This window comes from Aureicoccus marinus (genome assembly GCF_002954325.1).
Taxonomy (GTDB): Bacteria; Bacteroidota; Bacteroidia; order Flavobacteriales; family Flavobacteriaceae; genus Aureicoccus; species Aureicoccus marinus.
In genome coordinates this window covers 2,618,483-2,635,889 of the sequence record NZ_MQVX01000001.1, presented here as the reverse complement: position 1 = coordinate 2,635,889, position 17,407 = coordinate 2,618,483, and the positions used below count along the sequence as shown (strand labels likewise).

General features: G+C 46.3%; 16 protein-coding genes. 6 read left to right on the top strand and 10 right to left on the bottom strand.

Translation table 11 applies throughout. The annotated features are described in order from the left end of the window. Window positions 1-3: 3 nt before the first annotated feature. On the top strand, window positions 4-1,146 hold the full coding sequence (locus BST99_RS12310; RefSeq protein ID WP_105002063.1) for an alpha/beta hydrolase: 1,143 nt from the start codon (window positions 4-6) through the stop codon (window positions 1,144-1,146). A gap of 55 nt (window positions 1,147-1,201) precedes the next feature. Next, the gene (radA, locus tag BST99_RS12305; protein WP_105002062.1) at window positions 1,202-2,590 is read left to right on the top strand and encodes a DNA repair protein RadA; all 1,389 of its coding nucleotides are present in this window, start codon (window positions 1,202-1,204) and stop codon (window positions 2,588-2,590) included. Here radA and BST99_RS12300 read toward each other — a convergent pair. Both BST99_RS12300 and BST99_RS12295 read right to left on the bottom strand, forming a co-directional pair. Next, on the bottom strand, window positions 2,587-3,627 hold the full coding sequence (locus BST99_RS12300) for an aldo/keto reductase (protein ID WP_105002061.1): 1,041 nt from the start codon (window positions 3,625-3,627) through the stop codon (window positions 2,587-2,589). The genes radA and BST99_RS12300 overlap by 4 nt on opposite strands. A 14-nt stretch (window positions 3,628-3,641) precedes the next feature. Then, window positions 3,642-4,406 (bottom strand): exodeoxyribonuclease III, encoded by a 765-nt coding sequence (locus BST99_RS12295; protein ID WP_105002060.1) that lies wholly within the window; start codon window positions 4,404-4,406, stop codon window positions 3,642-3,644. A 112-nt stretch (window positions 4,407-4,518) separates the two neighbouring features. Between BST99_RS12295 and BST99_RS12290 the strand changes: the two genes are divergently transcribed. Beyond that, window positions 4,519-5,043: a hypothetical protein gene (locus tag BST99_RS12290; protein ID WP_105002519.1), complete on the top strand. Its 525-nt coding sequence runs from the start codon at window positions 4,519-4,521 to the stop codon at window positions 5,041-5,043. 14 nt (window positions 5,044-5,057) lie between these two features. On the opposite strand, the gene BST99_RS12285 is transcribed toward BST99_RS12290, so the two are convergent. Both BST99_RS12285 and BST99_RS12280 read right to left on the bottom strand, forming a co-directional pair. After that, window positions 5,058-6,602, bottom strand: coding sequence for a glycine--tRNA ligase (locus BST99_RS12285; protein ID WP_105002059.1), 1,545 nt, complete (start codon window positions 6,600-6,602; stop codon window positions 5,058-5,060). 43 nt (window positions 6,603-6,645) lie between these two features. Then, the gene (locus tag BST99_RS12280) at window positions 6,646-7,509 is read right to left on the bottom strand and encodes a hypothetical protein (RefSeq protein WP_146106297.1); all 864 of its coding nucleotides are present in this window, start codon (window positions 7,507-7,509) and stop codon (window positions 6,646-6,648) included. A gap of 56 nt (window positions 7,510-7,565) precedes the next feature. On the opposite strand from BST99_RS12280, the gene BST99_RS12275 reads away from it, so the two are divergent. Together BST99_RS12275 and BST99_RS12270 are read left to right on the top strand one after the other, a co-directional pair. Next, window positions 7,566-8,264, top strand: coding sequence for a ComF family protein (locus tag BST99_RS12275; RefSeq protein ID WP_105002057.1), 699 nt, complete (start codon window positions 7,566-7,568; stop codon window positions 8,262-8,264). A 120-nt stretch (window positions 8,265-8,384) separates the two neighbouring features. Beyond that, entirely contained in the window at window positions 8,385-9,947 is a 1,563-nt protein-coding gene (locus tag BST99_RS12270; protein WP_245916257.1) for an Ig-like domain-containing protein, read from the top strand. Here the strand turns inward: BST99_RS12270 and BST99_RS12265 are convergent. The 5 genes from BST99_RS12265 to BST99_RS12245 are packed head-to-tail and all read right to left on the bottom strand — an operon-like array spanning window position 9,944 to window position 15,811. Continuing rightward, window positions 9,944-10,726, bottom strand: coding sequence for an amidohydrolase (locus BST99_RS12265; RefSeq protein WP_105002056.1), 783 nt, complete (start codon window positions 10,724-10,726; stop codon window positions 9,944-9,946). The two genes, BST99_RS12270 and BST99_RS12265, sit on opposite strands and share 4 nt — an antisense overlap. A gap of 5 nt (window positions 10,727-10,731) precedes the next feature. Then, window positions 10,732-11,355, bottom strand: coding sequence for an NUDIX hydrolase N-terminal domain-containing protein (locus BST99_RS12260; RefSeq protein WP_105002055.1), 624 nt, complete (start codon window positions 11,353-11,355; stop codon window positions 10,732-10,734). A 2-nt stretch (window positions 11,356-11,357) separates the two neighbouring features. Next, window positions 11,358-11,846 carry an ankyrin repeat domain-containing protein gene (locus BST99_RS12255; RefSeq protein ID WP_105002054.1) on the bottom strand — a complete coding sequence of 163 codons (489 nt, stop codon included), beginning with the start codon at window positions 11,844-11,846 and terminating at the stop codon, window positions 11,358-11,360. Window positions 11,847-11,893: 47 nt separating this feature from the next. Beyond that, the gene (locus BST99_RS12250; protein ID WP_105002053.1) at window positions 11,894-13,318 is read right to left on the bottom strand and encodes a DUF5689 domain-containing protein; all 1,425 of its coding nucleotides are present in this window, start codon (window positions 13,316-13,318) and stop codon (window positions 11,894-11,896) included. A gap of 15 nt (window positions 13,319-13,333) precedes the next feature. Beyond that, entirely contained in the window at window positions 13,334-15,811 is a 2,478-nt protein-coding gene (locus BST99_RS12245; RefSeq protein WP_105002052.1) for a hypothetical protein, read from the bottom strand. Window positions 15,812-15,836: 25 nt separating this feature from the next. On the opposite strand from BST99_RS12245, the gene BST99_RS12240 reads away from it, so the two are divergent. After that, window positions 15,837-16,961 (top strand): endonuclease/exonuclease/phosphatase family protein, encoded by a 1,125-nt coding sequence (locus BST99_RS12240; RefSeq protein ID WP_245916256.1) that lies wholly within the window; start codon window positions 15,837-15,839, stop codon window positions 16,959-16,961. Here BST99_RS12240 and BST99_RS12235 read toward each other — a convergent pair. Continuing rightward, window positions 16,958-17,395 (bottom strand): hypothetical protein, encoded by a 438-nt coding sequence (locus BST99_RS12235; RefSeq protein ID WP_105002051.1) that lies wholly within the window; start codon window positions 17,393-17,395, stop codon window positions 16,958-16,960. The genes BST99_RS12240 and BST99_RS12235 overlap by 4 nt on opposite strands. Window positions 17,396-17,407: the final 12 nt, after the last annotated feature.

The following is a 17,407-nucleotide window of genomic DNA, read 5'->3' as shown; positions in this document are numbered from 1 at the left end:
ATCATGAAAATATTAGCAACGGCCTTGGCCCTCTTTATGAGCGGCACCCTTCTGGCCCAAACCCAAAAAGAAACCCTAGAATCCTATTATTTACAGGAAGAAAGATCGATCCGAATCTGTCTGCCGGAGGATTACGATGAATCCAAATCCTATCCTTTGATTCTGGTCTTGGATGCCGAATACCTCTTTGATATGGTGGTGGCTAATGCCCGCTTCTATCACCGCAATGACCGCATGCCCAACTCCATCATTGTCGGGATTGACCAAGAGGATGAATATTTGCGCGAAAGAGATTTCAGCTTCGATCCAAACAACGGATACCTGACGCCAGAATCGGATGCTTTCTACTCCTTTTTAGAAAAAGAAGTCCTGCCTTTTTGCGAAAAAAACTATTCGATCGCTCCTTTTAAAATGTTTATTGGGTACGATCTTTCGGCTGCATTGGGCAACTTTTTCCTGTACGGAGAACGATCTCTTTTTACCGCCTATTTGAGCATTTCTCCTGTATTGCCAAACGAGATGGAAAATTTGATTCCCTCGCGTCTTTTGGATCACTCCCAACAGATCTTTTACAACCTGGTTCTCGAAAAAGGGCCCACCACAGATCGCCAACGTATACTGCAGATGAACCAATCCATTGCTTCCATTCAGCGCGAAGGATTACACTACTACTTTGATCAATACGAAGCCCCAGACCACACCACCATTGTGGCTTACGGCATCAGCAAAGCCTTTGACAACGTCTTTAAACTCCTCCGTCCCATCACGCCGATGGAATACAAGAAAGAAATCCTTACGTCCAATGATCCCGCAATTCAATACCTCTACCACAAATACGAAATGATTGAAGAGTTACTGGGCTTTAAGAAGCCTTATGAACTCAACGACATCATGGCTATTTATGCAGCGAGTGAGAAAAAAGACGATTTTGAATCTCTGAAAGAATTGGCTGATATCTGCAAAAGGCAATGGCCAGAAACCATGATGGGGGACTACCTGCAGGGAGAATACTTCGAAAATAAGGGCGAGGTGAAAAAAGCCCTTCGCGCTTTTGAAAAAGCCTACCAGAAAAACGAAATTGACTTCTTGACAAAAGAGGCGGCTTACGATAAAATTGCGGCCATCAAAGACGACTTTGGTTATTAATGCTTAACCCTTCATGCTGTCAGGCTGCGGGGAGTATTCTATCTTTACGCCTTGTATGGCCAAAGTCAAAACTTCCTTTTTTTGCCAAAACTGTGGCGCCTCCTACCCCAAATGGGTAGGCCAATGTACTTCTTGTAAAGAGTGGAACACCGTTGTTGAAGAAGTAGTTCAACGTCCTGATAAAAAGGGCTGGTCCTCTGCTCCAACCGCTCGCGGAACTGCCAAGGACGCCAGTATTCCCCGCCGAATTCAGGAAGTAGAAAACCAACAATACCAGCGAATTGCCATGCCGGATGAAGAACTCAATCGGGTGTTGGGTGGAGGATTGGTACCCGGTTCTCTGGTCCTTATAGGTGGAGAACCCGGGGTCGGTAAAAGTACTCTCCTTCTTCAGATGGCCTTGCAGCTTCCTCTTAAAACCCTTTATATTTCGGGAGAGGAAAGCGCGCAGCAAATTAAAATGCGTGCTGACCGCATGGGCATCACGTCCGAAGACTGTTACTTACTTGCGGAAACTCGGACCCAGTCCATTTTTACTCATGCCGAAAAACTTCAACCCGATCTGGTCATCATCGATTCGATTCAGACCATACATACGGATTACATCGACTCTGCGGCCGGGAGTATTTCGCAAATTCGCGAAAGTACCGCAGAACTGATCAAGTACGCCAAAGAGACGGCAACGCCTGTCTTGTTGGTGGGTCATATCACCAAAGAAGGTTCCATTGCTGGACCAAAATTGCTGGAACATATGGTGGATGCCGTTCTCCAGTTTGAAGGAGACCGCCACTATATTTACCGCATTTTACGCTCTCTAAAAAACCGTTTTGGGAGTACGTCAGAATTGGGTATTTACGAGATGCGGTCCAATGGTATGTTACCGGTCAAAAACCCTTCTGAACTCTTGCTTTCGAGTAACAGTCAATCGTTAAGTGGTAGTGCTGTGGCCGCTACTGTAGAAGGGATGCGCCCCTTGCTGGTCGAAGTGCAAGCTTTGGTCAGCACTGCCGTATACGGAACGCCTCAGCGCTCTGCCACCGGGTTCAATGCCAAGAGACTCAATATGCTTCTTGCTATTCTGGAAAAAAAGGCCGGATTTAAATTAGGAGCAAAAGACGTTTTTTTAAACCTGACTGGAGGCATTCGTATAGAGGATCCCGCTTTGGATTTGGCCGTGGTAGCTGCCATCTTATCCAGCAACGTGGATACGCCCTTAGCCAAAAATCAGTGTTTTGCTGCAGAAATTGGACTGGCCGGGGAAGTGCGTCCCGTGCAGCGTCTTGATCAACGTATTTCAGAAGCCGCTAAATTGGGCTTTGAACGCATTTTTGTAGCCCGTTCTCCACGATCCGAGATCAAAAGCGAGGCGATAGAAGTAGTGCAAATTACCAAACTGGAAGAAGTCCTTCCTTTCCTCTTTCAAAAACGCGCCTCCGAGAATTAAGGTGCCGGATTGGGGTATTTCTGGTGAACCGCTTCAATGTCTTCCAACAGCTCTTTGCTGAGCGAAATATCGATACTTGCAATATTCTCTTTTAGCTGCTCCATGGTCGTTGCACCAATGATATTACTCGTTACAAAAGAACGGGTATTGACAAAGGCCAGGCTCATCTGAGCCAGACTCAAGCCGTGCTTTTTCGCTACCTCTGCATAGGCCTCGGTGGCCAAAACAGCAGTCTCTCCGCTGTATCTGTTGTAATTTGGAAAAAGGCTTAAACGGGATTTACGCGGTATCACTCCTCCGAGATATTTTCCACTTAATACGCCAAAACCTAAGGGCGAATAAGGTAATAGACCAATCTTGGAGCGTTGACAAATTTCCGAAAGCCCTACTTCAAACAAACGATTCAGTAGGCAGTAAGGGTTTTGAATCGTCAAGACTCTCGGCAGGTTGCTGTGGACCTTGTGTTCTTCCAAGTAGCGCATGGTACCCCAGGGAGTTTCGTTTGAAATTCCAATGTGGCGAATTTTTCCGTTTACCATCAGCTCAGATAGGGTCTCCAGAATTTGGTGGATATTGTCTTGCCAGGCATCGTCTTCCGCATCTGGAAACCCACGCTGACCAAAGTAGTTGGTGACACGCTCCGGCCAGTGTAACTGGTACAAATCCAGGTAATCCGTCTGTAAACGCTGCAGACTCCCCTCAACGGCTTCTCGGATAGAATCCGGGCTAAAACCTGTGGTGCGGATGTGTTTAGTAAAGGGTGCAGGCCCCGCTATTTTGGACGCCAAGATGACCTCACTTCGGTTGCCTCTTTCCTTAAACCACTTGCCTATGAATTCTTCGGTAACGGCATAGAGTTCTTTTTTCGCCGGCACAGGGTAGAGCTCCGCCGTATCAAAAAAGTTAACGCCTTCTTCCAGGGCGTAGTCCATTTGTTCGAACGCCTCTTCGATACTGTTCTGTCGTCCCCAGGTCATCGTACCCAGGCAGATTCGGCTTACTCGAATATTGGTGTTGGGAATAAAGTTGTACTTCATAGCAGTATTGTCGTCTAATCAGCAAGTTCAAGTAAAATAGGGCAGTGGTCACTGTGTTTGGCTTCCGAAAGAATCAGTGCTCGTTTTAATCGCTCTTCCAGACGACTATCGGCCATTGCATAATCCAAACGCCATCCTTTGTTATTGGCCCGAGAATTGGCGCGGTAACTCCACCAGGTATATTGGTGAGGCTCTTCATTGAAATGACGGAAGGTGTCGATAAATCCACTTTGGATAAAGTTCTCGAGCCACTCCCTTTCTTCCGGCAAGAAACCAGAAACTTTTTTGTTGCGAACGGGATCGTGAATATCGATGGCTTTGTGACAGATGTTGTAGTCTCCACAAACAATCAAATGAGGGCGCTCCTTTCGGACTTCATTTACATAGCGTTGCATCTCGTCCATATAAGCAAATTTGAAATCCAATCGGGCGGTATTGGTGCCCGAAGGCAAGTACATGCTCATCACGGAAACATCGCCAAAATCAGCCCGGAGATTCCGGCCTTCCCGGTCATAAATCTCCTGGTCTATCCCCTGAACAACGCGATCGGGTTGCTGCTTACTTAAAATAGCTACTCCACTGTAGCCTTTTTTCTCGGCCGAGAACCAGCTTTGGTGTTCGTAGCCCAGCTCTGCAAAGATCTCGGTATCAAATTGGGACTCTAGGGCCTTGATCTCTTGAAAACAAATGACATCCGCATCGGTTGCCTTAATCCAATCGGCCAAGCCTTTTCCCAGAGCAGCCCGAATTCCATTGATGTTATAGGAGACGATTTTCATTCACAAAATTTCTACAAAATTAGCCATTGCAAATGGTACTAAACTCAGTAGAACCTGTAATTTTGAAATGAATCCCCTCACTCACCGACTTGTAGAACCAAAACCTGTACACATGAAAAAAGTACTTCTCCTGTTCTTATGCCTGAGCTTCGGTTTGACTCATGCACAATTTTTTCGCGGAAATGTTGGTCGAGGGTATGGCCCCAGCCACGAAGTAAAATTCAATATTGGTCAATTTTTAGTAACCACCACTGTTGAAGGAGGATACGAATACTTTTTAAGTGATGACACTTCGATTGGAGGTTCCATCTATTTTGATAACGATGCGACAGACTACAACGGGGACTTTGGTATTGGCCCTCAGTTCAGAGCTTACTTTGGTCGGGACCCTCGTTCTGGGTTCTTTGCGGAAGCCTTTGGGATGTACTATACCGGAATAGACGAAGACATTCTGGCTGTTGACCAGAACTACAGTACCTTCGCTCTTGGTTTGGGTATGGGATCCAAATGGGTGACCACCTCCAGTGAAAAGTTCTCTTTAGAGGCCTATGCGGGATTTGGCCGAAATGTAAATGCTGAACCTGGGCAAGACACTTTTCTCTATCGTGCCGGTCTCTCCATCGGTTTCCGATTCTAGCTTGGTAACGGAGCTTACTGTAAACGCTTCAACCAATTCGACACGGCTACTTCTTGCAAAATAATAGCCTTGATATCGGATAAGGCAACGCGCTCTTGCTTCATGGAATCCCGGTGGCGAATCGTCACGGTTTTATCTTCTAAGGATTGGTGGTCAACGGTAATACAGAAGGGCGTTCCATTGGCGTCCTGTCTGCGGTAGCGTCTTCCCACGGCATCCTTTTCATCGTAGGTCACCGCCATATCCCATTTGAGATCATCCACAATTTCTTTGGCCAGTTCCGGCAAGCCATCTCGCTTGAGAAGAGGGAGAATAGCTACTTTGAATGGAGCCAGCACGGCAGGCAATCGGAGCACGGTTCGGCTGTTGCCTTCTTCTAGTTCTTCTTCTTGCAAAGAGTTCGAAAAGACCGCCAAGAACATGCGATCCAAGCCGATGGAGGTTTCGACCACATAAGGAACATAGCTCTCCTTGCTCTCCGGGTCGAAGTACTGTAGCTTTTTACCCGAGTATTCTTCGTGACTACTCAAATCAAAATCGGTTCGGGAGTGAATTCCTTCCAATTCTTTAAATCCAAACGGAAAACGGAATTCAATATCGGCTGCTGCATCAGCGTAATGCGCCAGCTTTTCGTGATCGTGAAAACGGTAATTGTCTTCGCCCATTCCCAAAGAAAGGTGCCACAACATGCGCTTTTCTTTCCACTCCTCGTACCACTTCTTCTGGCTCCCAGGCTGAACAAAAAACTGCATTTCCATTTGCTCAAATTCCCGCTGACGGAAGATAAATTGTCTGGCGACGATCTCGTTTCGGAAGGCTTTTCCGGTCTGCGCAATTCCAAAAGGAATTTTCATGCGGCCGGTTTTTTGAACATTCAAAAAGTTCACAAAGATTCCCTGGGCCGTTTCGGGCCGCAGATACACCTGGGTAGAACTGTCTGCGGAAGCACCAATCTGGGTACCGAACATGAGGTTGAATTGCTTCACATCCGTCCAGTTTCGGGAACCCGACACCGGACAAGTGATCTCCAATTCTTCGATCAAGGCTTTGACGTCAGCAAGATTCTCCTCCTCCAAGGATTTACCCATACGCTTGAGAATCGCTTGGGCATCTTCCTGGTACTTGACCACACGGGGATTGGTTTCTAAAAATTGTTGTTTGTCAAAGGCCTCTCCGAATCGCTTGGCTGCCTTTTTCACTTCCTTTTCAATCTTGCCTTCAATCTTTGCGACGTGGTCCTCGATCAAAACATCTGCACGGTAGCGTTTTTTCGAGTCTTTGTTGTCAATCAGGGGATCGTTAAAAGCATCGACGTGGCCGGAAGCCTTCCAGGTGGTCGGGTGCATAAAAATGGCTGCATCAATACCGACAATGTTGTCGTTGAGTTGAACCATGGCCTTCCACCAGTAGTTGCGGATATTCTTTTTGAGCTCCGTACCGTTCTGACCATAGTCGTAAACAGCACTTAACCCGTCATAGATTTCACTCGACTGGAAAATAAACCCGTACTCCTTCGCGTGGGAAATGACTTTTTTAAACTGATCTTCCTGATTTTTCATGCGGCAAAAATAGAACAATGACCCCAATCTGGGGAATAAAAAACTACTCCAGACGCAAGGTAGCGGAACCCACTTCCTGGTTGTCGTCAAAAAGGGTTAAAACATAGCTTCCCGAGCTGAGGCTATTTCGGGAAACCTGAATGTCGTCACAGCCTTCTCCAGGCTTCCCGTTGTAGCGAACAGAAAACTTGGCGCTGTAGACAAAATCGCCCAAGCGGACGATTTCGGTCCCGTCCTGAATCAGCTGGTTATTGGGACCTGTAATCTTGTAGTAAATGCTCTTCGAAAAGGAGCTGTTGAGGGACTCGTCAGCGGTCCAATCCACGCAAACACGCAGGAGTTCCACCTGCCGGCTTTTTCGGGTAGAGCGAAAACGACTGCCCGACTGATAAAAGGCCGAAAGATACACCCCGTTGACCGGGATCATACCTTGCTCTTCGAAGGAATCCTGGGTCTTCTCCTGCAAAGAAGATTCAGCTGCTATGCGCTCGGCATTGATTCTTTTGAGTTGATCGTTCGCCGATTTAAACCGGTTGTTGGCACGAGCCAATTGGTTGTTTCGCGCGACCAAGAACTCGTTGCGTTTACGGATGCTGTCAAACCGCTTGGAAAGTGCACGCAATCGAATGGTATTGTATTTCAAATTGGCCACTGTAAAATTCAGCTGACCAATAGAATCTTCAAGCTTTTCAATTTGATACCGGGCATCTTGCAAATCGATCGTAGTGATCTCATTCAATCCGGAAAGCCGGTCGATCTCGCTTTTGACCGTGGCCATTTCACGGGTCAGAAGTTCCTTGTCTGTTTCCAGCTCATCAATTTTAATACGGGACTGGGCGAAGCTCCAATAAAACAAAATGAGGATCAGCAAGATAACCCCCATCAGGGAGGCAACGATCACTTTCATTTTGTGTTTGTATTCTGGCGCTTCCATTGTGTAGCTGGGGGAGGCAGTTGTATTCGATGAAATTTCCCCACTACTCAAAGATAGTAAAGCACCTGCTCAACTACTTCTTTCCTCGAGTCTGTTTTGGATGTAATACGCTTTTATCCGAAGAAGAGCAAAACCTCTGCTATCAGTGCGCTCACGAGCTACCGTTTACCGATAATTCCCTCGTTGAACGACGGTCTTTTGAGGCCCTTTTTTACACCCATTCCCTTGTAAAAGAAGGGCATGCGTTTTATCTGTATCAGGAGCAAACATCGATTGCTCGTCTCCTAAAACAACTCAAATTTCGCGGACATGAATGGATCGGAACCTGGCTTGTAAATTGCGCTTTTCTCCATTATACGCCCTATCCAGTCGATATAGTAATTCCTATTCCTATTCACCCCTTGCGATTGCTGAAAAGAGGATACAACCAGGTACATGGGTTGGCTGCTTTTCTTGCAGAGTACCACAAAGCAGTCTTAGAGAAAAAAGGACTTAAGGTTAGGCGTTTTAGCCCATCCCAAACACGCGGAGGTCGGAAATTCCGGCAAAAAAATCGACAAGGGTATTTTTATTGTCCTCATCCGCACCGAGTCAAAGACAAAAGCGTTTTGGTTGTCGACGATATTGTGACCACAGGGGCGACGCTGGATGTCGCCTTTAAGTGCTTACAAGATGCAGGAGTTAGAGAAATCTATTGGATAAGCCTGGCCTGGACAACAGAGCGTTAAAGCCCCTTCTTTTCTGTGGAATAAGTCGTTTCTTTGTTGGAGAATTTTCGGAAAGAATTACCCATGCGATCCCTTCAAACCTGGCTCTGTAGACTATTTCTGGTACTCATTTTATTTTCTATGGTCCAGTGCGCAAATCGCGGAAATCCATCGGGAGGCCCGGAAGACAAAACACCACCAGTCCTGCTCAAGGCCTCTCCTGACAATTTTACGACCGAATTCTCCGGCAACACCATTACATTGACTTTTGATGAATTCGTCAAGCTGAATGACATTCAAAAGCAGCTGGTGATTTCTCCACCGCTTAAATACAAGCCACTGATCACTCCTCAAAGTGGAGCGAGCCGAGAAATTGAAATCAAAATCAAAGACACCTTATTGCCCAATACCACCTACACCATCAATTTCGGGCAGAGTATCGTCGACAACAACGAATCCAATCCTCTTCCCTTTTTGACATATGTTTTCTCTACGGGAACCTACTTGGATTCTTTAACCCTGGGTGGGATTGTCAAAGACGCCTTCGAAAGAAAACCGGATGACTTCATCAGCGTGATGCTGTATCCTCTCGATTCTACTTTTACGGACACCACGATCTACAGTATTCCTCCCAAATACATCACCAATACCCTGGACAGTACCCCGGTTTTTGAATTGAGGAACCTCAAAGCAGGGGCCTACCGCTTGTTGGCAGTAAAGGACCAAGCTTCGAATAACTTCTACGATGCGAATAGTGACAAAATTGGCTTTATCAAGGACACCATCGTCTTGCCGACCGACAGCCTGTACCTCTTGAGCTTATTTAATGAGGAGCCTGAGTTTAAAAGTTCTGTCCCCAGTTTTGCAGCGAGTAATAAGATTATTTTTGGTTACAGCGGCAAGGCCGAGGATATACGTATCAATACCTTAACGCCTTTGCCCGACAGCGTTCGCAATTTAATCCGCAAACAACCGGAAACTGACACCTTGAACTACTGGATTAGTGCCAATAAGTTAGATTCTCTCCTGTTTACTGTAGAGCATCTGCCCTCACAACAGATTGATAGCTATACGGTGCGTTCTCGTAAACTAGATATGGATTCTCTGCTCATTACTTCCAGTACCCGGGGTCCGATTGAACCGGAAGGAAAATTCTACATTCAGGGTTCCACTCCATTGGCTTCCGTGGATACCTCTCAAATTAGAGTGCAAGTTTCCGACAGTCTACCGCAGGCCTATTCTGTGCGACTAGACAGTACCGAAAATAAAGTTTGGTTTGATTTTCCGGTAGAAGCCAACAGTTCTTATTCTATTGAATTGTTCCCCTCAGCGCTGACTGATTTCTTCGGTATGGTCAACGACAGTCTGAAATACAATCTAAAAAGTGATAGCTATGCGAACTACGGCACCCTCCGAGTGAACTTAAAAGGTCCGGTTCGATACCCGGTGATGGTTGATCTTTTAGACAAAGACGGAAAGCAGGTTCAAAAACGCTACCTCGAACGAGATATGCAGATGGAATTCAGGCTGCTCACTCCAGGAAACTACGGGATCCGTGTGATTTACGACGAAAACAAAAACGGCCAATGGGACACAGGGAGTATTAAAGAGTTGCGTCAAGCAGAAACCGTAAAGTATTACCCCCAACTGATCGAAATCAGAGCCAACTGGGAACGTGAAGAAGTCTTTACCGTAACGAATTAATGAATTTCAAAGCGATCCCTGTCTTCAAGAAATCGCAGCTTGGAACGATTCTCCACAACCTCCTTTTTATGGATGACCGCTTCTAAGACTCCTGATTTTTCTTCCTGGTATACAAGTGATTTTCCCAAGGGATTAAACAAGGAGCTATGACCCGGGTATTGGTGATTATTCTCGTCTTCACCTACCCGATTCACCCCTGCACAGTAAGCCATATTCTCTATAGCACGAGCTTTTAAAAGAGCATCCCAGGCATTGATGCGTGGTGCAGGCCAATTGGCTACATACACCAACAAATCGTAATCAAAGGTATTCCTGGACCATACCGGAAAACGCAAGTCGTAGCAGATTAAAGGGCATATTTTAAACCCTCTCCATTCCAGGATGAGATGCTGATTGCCGGCTTGGTAGACCTCATCTTCTCCGGCAAGGGTAAAACAGTGTCTTTTGTCGTAGTACTGGAATTCCCCTGAAGGTGTAACCGCAAAAAGACGGTTGGCAAACTGCCCTTCACCCAAGGGCCAAACCAAACTCCCAAGGATCATGGCGTTGTACTGGGCAGCCTGCTTTTGCATCCAAGTTAAGGCGTATTTACCCTCCGCTGAAGAAAGGTTTTGAGGCGTCATGGTGAAGCCCGTGCTGAACATCTCGGGCAAAATGATCAGATCAGCTTCTTGGCTCACTTGCTGGAGCATTTCCTCAAAGGACAAAAGGTTGGCTTTGGGGTTCTCCCACTGTAAAGTCGCTTGTATGAGGGCCAACTTAAGTTGCTCTTTCTCCATAGTCTTTAGTCACAGTAAATGTCCGATTCCTCCCGTCGGGACAAGGCCTTCAATTGTTCCAATTGCGATCGCAAAATCCGATCTTCCGAAAGTTCCGGCAATTGATCCCAACCAAAAAACTGAGCTCCCTTCATATCAAAACCTGGATTCAAAACTCCTCCTTTCGTCTTACACAAAAAGATAAGCTTGTATACATAATGTGGCCGCGGGGGGTGCGGATGACACCGCTTATCATAAATGGCAAGGAGGCGAATGACCTCCGCCTCCAAACCTGTTTCTTCCTTTACTTCCTTGACAACACATTCCAAAGGGGTTTCTCCAATATCAGCCCACCCTCCGGGGATGGTCCATTTACCATCAACGGATTCTTGAGCGAGCAGAAGATCGCCTTTTTCGTTTTCGATATAAGCACGCACATCCACCTTAGGTGTTGGATAATCTTCTGGCTCGAGAAAAAAGTCCTTCAGCTTCTCTACAGGCTGATTCACCCAATCTCCTAAGAGCTCCAGACTGATTTTTCGAATTTCCTGATAGCGTTCCAGATCATATCCGCTATCGGCATGGGTTATGCCTATTTCGGCTAGAGCTTTGAGTTGCTGCAAAAGCACGTGAGCCTTTTGCGGATCCATCGTTATTGTTCTTTGAGTAAACTAATCATACGGTCTGAACCCTGCATTTCGGCATGATCCATAGCCGTCATTCCTCTGGAGTCTCTGTAGTCGGTTTTTGCACCTGCTTTTAACAAACTCTGGGCGATCTCATACTTGTTAAAAGTTGCCGCATAGATCAGGGCTGTTGCCCCCATGGCACTTTGATGATTCACATCAGCACCCTGTTCTATTAACAACTCTGTGAGGTCCGAGAATCCCTTGAAACACACTCCCATCAAGGGGGTGTTCCCGGAGTTATCCTCAACATTGAGTTCGGCACCGGCTTCTAAAAGAAAAGTACTAAGTTCTTTATGGCCGTAATAGGTTGCCAAGAGAAGAGGAGTAGATCCCCTTTCGTCACGATGCTCCAACCACTTGGGTTCTTCTTGGAGACCTGCTTTTACCGCCTCGAGATTGCCTTCCCTTATCGCTGCGTAAAAGGTACCCACCTTATTGTTCTGTTGCTCCATAGCTCTAATTTACAATGGAATTTAGGAACTCTTTGCCTTTTGACCTTCTATTCCATAGGGTCTGGATGAATTCCGGGCGAATAATCCTCAGGAGCATTTTGGGCACGGTTCTCTGTGCCGGCAGCTCCGCTATCATTCCACAACCACCATTCCGAAGGGTCATAAGCGTTTTGACCCTGATCAATCTCCGGTCTTCGAAGTGCTCGACCATCCTCAAATTCGTGGTCCGTTAGGCTTCCATCTTCCCCGATTCGTCCGAATAAATCAATAGACTCCCCCAGAGAAGAAAGCAAGCGAAAGTTGTCATCTCCATTGGAGTTAGCAACACTATTACCGCTAACTACAGCATCTGCTGCCCTCCCATAGACCTCTTCAAACACTTCACCATTTGCCGCCAAGACCAAGGTTCCTTTGGCTTCAATACGAAGGCCAGATAAATCCGTTTCACTGCTTACCTCCGGCGAATCATTGGTAAATCGCTGCAAAATCCACCCTTTGAGTACGCGTTCATGATTGCCCGCATTGTAGAGTTCAATAAAGCGAGCACCGGTTTCATTGTTGGGATCGGCGATCTCGGAAATAAAGATCAGGTTATCATCTTCTTCAATGGGAGAAGTTGTGGTGCAACGATCTTCCTGAAAGCTGAGGTCGTCCAGAGTTCTAATCCTTATTGTTCTTTTTGATCCCATGGATTCTACAATGCCTACAATACTTCCTCTTCCATGGTTTATAGGTTCCGACTGAAAATCCGAAAAATGGCTACTGATCAAACCAAATCGCTGACCTGCACAATCTTCGAATTCACGAATGGTCTCGTTCTCACTGTCGGCATAGGATTTATCTAAATCCTCCTCAATAAACTGCATACCATCCAAGCGAACCAAGGTCAATAGTGGTAATTGATCCAATGGCAGTTCCCCAATGGAAAAGGGCTCTAGAAGCTCGTCCTGGACACAACTCTTCACTATAAAGTCTGCCATGAGGGAATGAGGGATCCCCGTCAGGCTGGGCTGATCAAATAGAGTTTGTACACTCCCCAATCGCCATTCTCCAGAAACCCGATCAAGACCTAAGCCCTGAAGGTGAATTCGAATCTTGGTCCCAACAGGATAGCTAGAAAAGGTATTCGAAGACTCCAACAGAACTCTTAATCCATGCTCCGGCTGTGAAGGTTGATCTTGTATGATCAATTCATTGAAAAAATTCCCTGCCTCATCGGAGGAAGTAACATAGCCTTCCAACACTTGGTCCTCACCGAGGTAAAGCAGATCAGAATCCCATTGAGCAACTAAGTCATTGAAAGAAATTAACGGTGCGCTGGAGTCTTGACAACTGCTTTCGGGTGGATCCCCTACGGGGATATACTCGCAGGAAGAAAAAGAGACTAATCCAATCAAGGCCAGCAGAAGATAATAGTGATAACCCGGATTATTGGGTAGATAAGCGATACAATTCAAATGGTTTCTATTCATATATAGTGATTTACATTAAAAAAAGTGAGAGAGGTTCAGGAAGAAAGTTCGCCCAGAATTCATCCAGTAGCGGTTGCCAAATAGCGGGTATCCACTAACGAACTCTTCTCTGGCCATCGACACATGGCCTACCCTTCCTTGCTGAAATCCCCCCGTTGGAGTTCGGGAATTGGTCAGGTTCTGAAAACTGATAAAAAGACGGGTATAGCGCTCTTTGTTTTTCCAAGACTTCCCCCAACTCAGGTGCATATAGGCGGCCGCCGGTAGTTTCTCCTGCAAACGGTAAGCCCACAACTCATTTGGGGAAAGTGGGATCGGTTCCGTACCCTTAGGCGATAGCAAGAAGGAATTCGTATACCGAACCGGTGCTAAGGCCAAGCGGTTATTCCAGAGGCAATGTAAGCCCAACTGCAGCCACCAATACTTTTCCGATTGATAATTCCAGCGCATCCCCAGGGCGCTTTGCGGACCTTTCGCTAAGGCTTTACCCTTCAATGAGACCGTCTGATTAATCGATACAGGCTCTGTATTCTGGTTGACCTCGTTGGGCTCTGGACGAAAATACCAATGCAAGCGGGGATTATTTTGCCATACATCTTTTCGCAATTGCCAACCGAATTCAAAGGAGTTGGAAGGAAGGGGTTGCCAAACGAAAAGACCTTCAAACCCTAGATGAAGCTGACTTTGATTGGCCAATACTTCACTGATAAAACTTTGGCTATGGACCGTTTCTGAATAGTAATTTCTCCTGCTCTGTTGCTCTGCCAATTTGTTGTAAAAACCCGTTATCCTCAGTTCCCAATCTTCTTGTCTTGTTTTAGCCTCCAGATTTACGGATAGTGCCCAAGGGGTTGGAAGAGGCTGGTGTATAGAGTTGCTCAATTCAGGTTCGATAAGCAGGGAGCTCAAGGGTAAAAAAGTCTGTTCACATTGAATTGACCCCCTGAACTGATACCGTAAATTGGCATCCCACTGCCCCCATAATCGGGCTCCTAACATTTGCTGTTTTAAGTTAGCGGAAGGGCCTTTTGCCAAAAGTCCGTACCAATCATTGGCGTATAATCCCGTACGCCTCCGGTTTAAGTACTGGTACTTTACTCCTCCCTGGATTTCAAGAGGTCCAGCCTGATGTCGATAGGAGGCGTCCAGTCGGAAGGATTGCGAATAGAAATTATAAGCGTAACCTACCGGCTCACCTTGTATTTTCTCCATAGGACCTTCTACATTATAGGCCTGATGAGTAAATGGGTCGACGTTTTTCCACCATTGTGCTCCCAACAGATCCAGAAGGTGTTGAGAATACTTATATCGCTCCCCGAGAAAGGCTATACCTGTATACCAAGTTGACCGAGGGCTAGGCTTAGCCTTTACATGACTGGAAAACCAGATTCTCCTTCGTTTTTCCTGGTCTCCTAGTACAGAATAAAAGGCCTGGCCAGATGATGAGCCCCGGTTGATTTCTACCAACTGTTGCCAGCTTAGATCGGGATTCCGAATAAGATCCTGTTCTATTTGCGCAAGATCAGTTCGATGACCAAAAGCCCTCCTTCTATAAAAGGAAGGCAAATACCGGTAATAGACTGGATTTGGGTGAGGGGCATCCTGGTAGCTCAAGCGTGTTTGTCGACCTCGCCCGATTTGTAAGGCCACACTGGAGTTCCATTCGGCTGCTTCAGTTTGAGTATTTCTATAAAACAAGAGAAGAGGGCGAAAGGCCTCCACTAAGCGTGTTGGTCGAGATCTTCCCTTCCAGTTGCCCTGATCTGAACGAAAATCAGGTCCTAAAAGCTCCCATATTTCTCGGGTCAGTGCTCCTTGACGAGACCTTGTGCTACGTACCCCAAAAAGTACTGCCCCCCACTCGCTGGAACGCTCAGGGCGATAGGCCCAAGACAGCCAAAAAGAAGAACTTCTCAAGTGATTAAAGAACCCTATCCGCCCGGTATAACTCAACGAAAAACGGTGTGGCTTTTTACCGAATTCGCGCGTTGTTGAATAGCCAAACCGGGTAGAATAAAAACGGTTCGCTACACTAAAAACCAAGTGGTTTTGAAGTCTATTCCTAAAAGGAGAAATATCAATATGTTGAACTCCCAAGCGGTTCTCCAAAGCATACTCTTGGCGTTGAGTGGGCATTCTTTGCCATCTGTTGCGCAAAGGAGTATTAAGGCCGGCCAGATCACTCCAGGGGATTTGACCATCTATACTGGACCTTAAACGCAATCCCTGTAAAAAGAGATCCGAATCTGATGAATTCCCTCCTCTATTTCTAAAGAAATGAACCCCCCAATCAAAGGAAATCATCTGCTGGAGTTCATCCCTTCCTGCTTCCAAAAACGATTGAAAATAAAACAGGTTTGCCTGGTCAAAAGAGACCGGAACAAGCTCGTTTGAGGGAGACGTATCAAGCGCTTGACCTAGAATAAAACCAGGCTGAAACATCAGCATCAAAACAGCCCATAAGCCTATTGATCGACCTTCTAGTAAACCCATTATATTTTTTAAAGACATGGGGCAAATGAATACCGTAGGAGCGCAAGGTGCATGCAGTGAGCGCCCTGATCTTTGGGCTATGTTACAGCTCAAAAAACCAAAATTTGCAGCAATCCTGACTGGGGCTTGTCTTTACTTTTCCATAACCGGTTTACAGTCTCAAAGTCGTCATGAAAACTCTGCTCAACTTCTCTTTTACAATGTGGAGAATTTGTTTGACACCGTCCCCAACCCACCTAACCTAGATCAAGATCGGACCCCTAACGGTAAGTACCGCTGGTCCTCTAAAAAATACCTCTCTAAAATTCAGCGATTGTCCGCAGTTCTCAAGCAAATTCCGAGTATGGGAAGATCAGGTCCGAGTCTAATTGGTCTTTGCGAAATTGAAAATTCCGGGGTCTTAAGAGACCTCGCTCGAAGTCCCGCACTGAACGGGCAAAACTATGCTTGGATCCACCACGATTCACCAGACCACCGAGGCATTGATGTAGCCCTTCTTTACAAAAAAGAAGACTTTTTACCGGTGCAGTTCCGAGCACACCGCCTGCTGATTGAAGACGATCAGGGTCATCGTCGTTATACCCGCGACCAGTTGGTGGTCTCCGGTCTTTTAGAAGGGGAAGAAATTGCTTTGCTTATTGTCCATTGGCCCTCCCGTAGCGGCGGGAAACGAAGGTCTGATCCTTACCGCATCGCCGCTTCAAAACTAGGCCGGAAGATCGTTGATTCTCTTTACCGAGATCAGCCCAAAAGAAAAATAATCGTGATGGGCGATATGAATGACAACCCAACAGACAAGAGTATTCAACGACTTCTTCAAGCCAGGCGCCCGGATCAAGTGGAAGGGGTAAAATTACATCACCCCATGTTGTCACTTTATCAAGCAGGAATTGGTAGTATAGCTTACCGCGATCGATGGGCACTTTTTGACCAGTGGATCATCAGCGAGAACTTTCTCCACTCCCCTGATGGGTGGAAATTAGTTGATTCTAAAGTACTGGTTCTTCCCGAATTGATTCAATCAGAAGGCCGCTACCAAGGGTATCCAAAACGAACGTATATCGGAACCCTCTACCAAGAAGGCTACAGTGATCATTTTCCAATACTGCTGCGCCTTAGAAAAGAAAAGTTAGAAGCTAAGGTTCCTTAAGATAGCCAAAGACCCCAAGGGATACGGCTAAGAATCAGGAGCAGACCAGCGCCGTACAACAAGGCGATTCTTTTGAACTTTACGGTATCGTCATCCGTCTTTTTATGGCGTGACCAACCTACTGTAATCAATACCAAAGCCAAAATATTAATAGTTGGATGTTCCAAGGCTAAAAGACGTGCAGGAGCGTTTAATCCGCCCATACCGAGGGTCTGAATTGCTTTTAGTCCGCTGGCAGATGTGAAGTAAACCAAAAGACCGATAAAGAGTTGAATGTGGCTAAAAATTAAAGCGTATAAACTAATGCGAAAGTCTCGGCTGAGGCTAAAGCTTCGTTTGCCCAACCAACCGGTAAAGGCATTGACTACAGCAAGAACGAGAACGGCCAAAACAACATAGGCCAAATACGAGTGAAGGGTAACTAAAACTTCCATAATGGTTTTGCG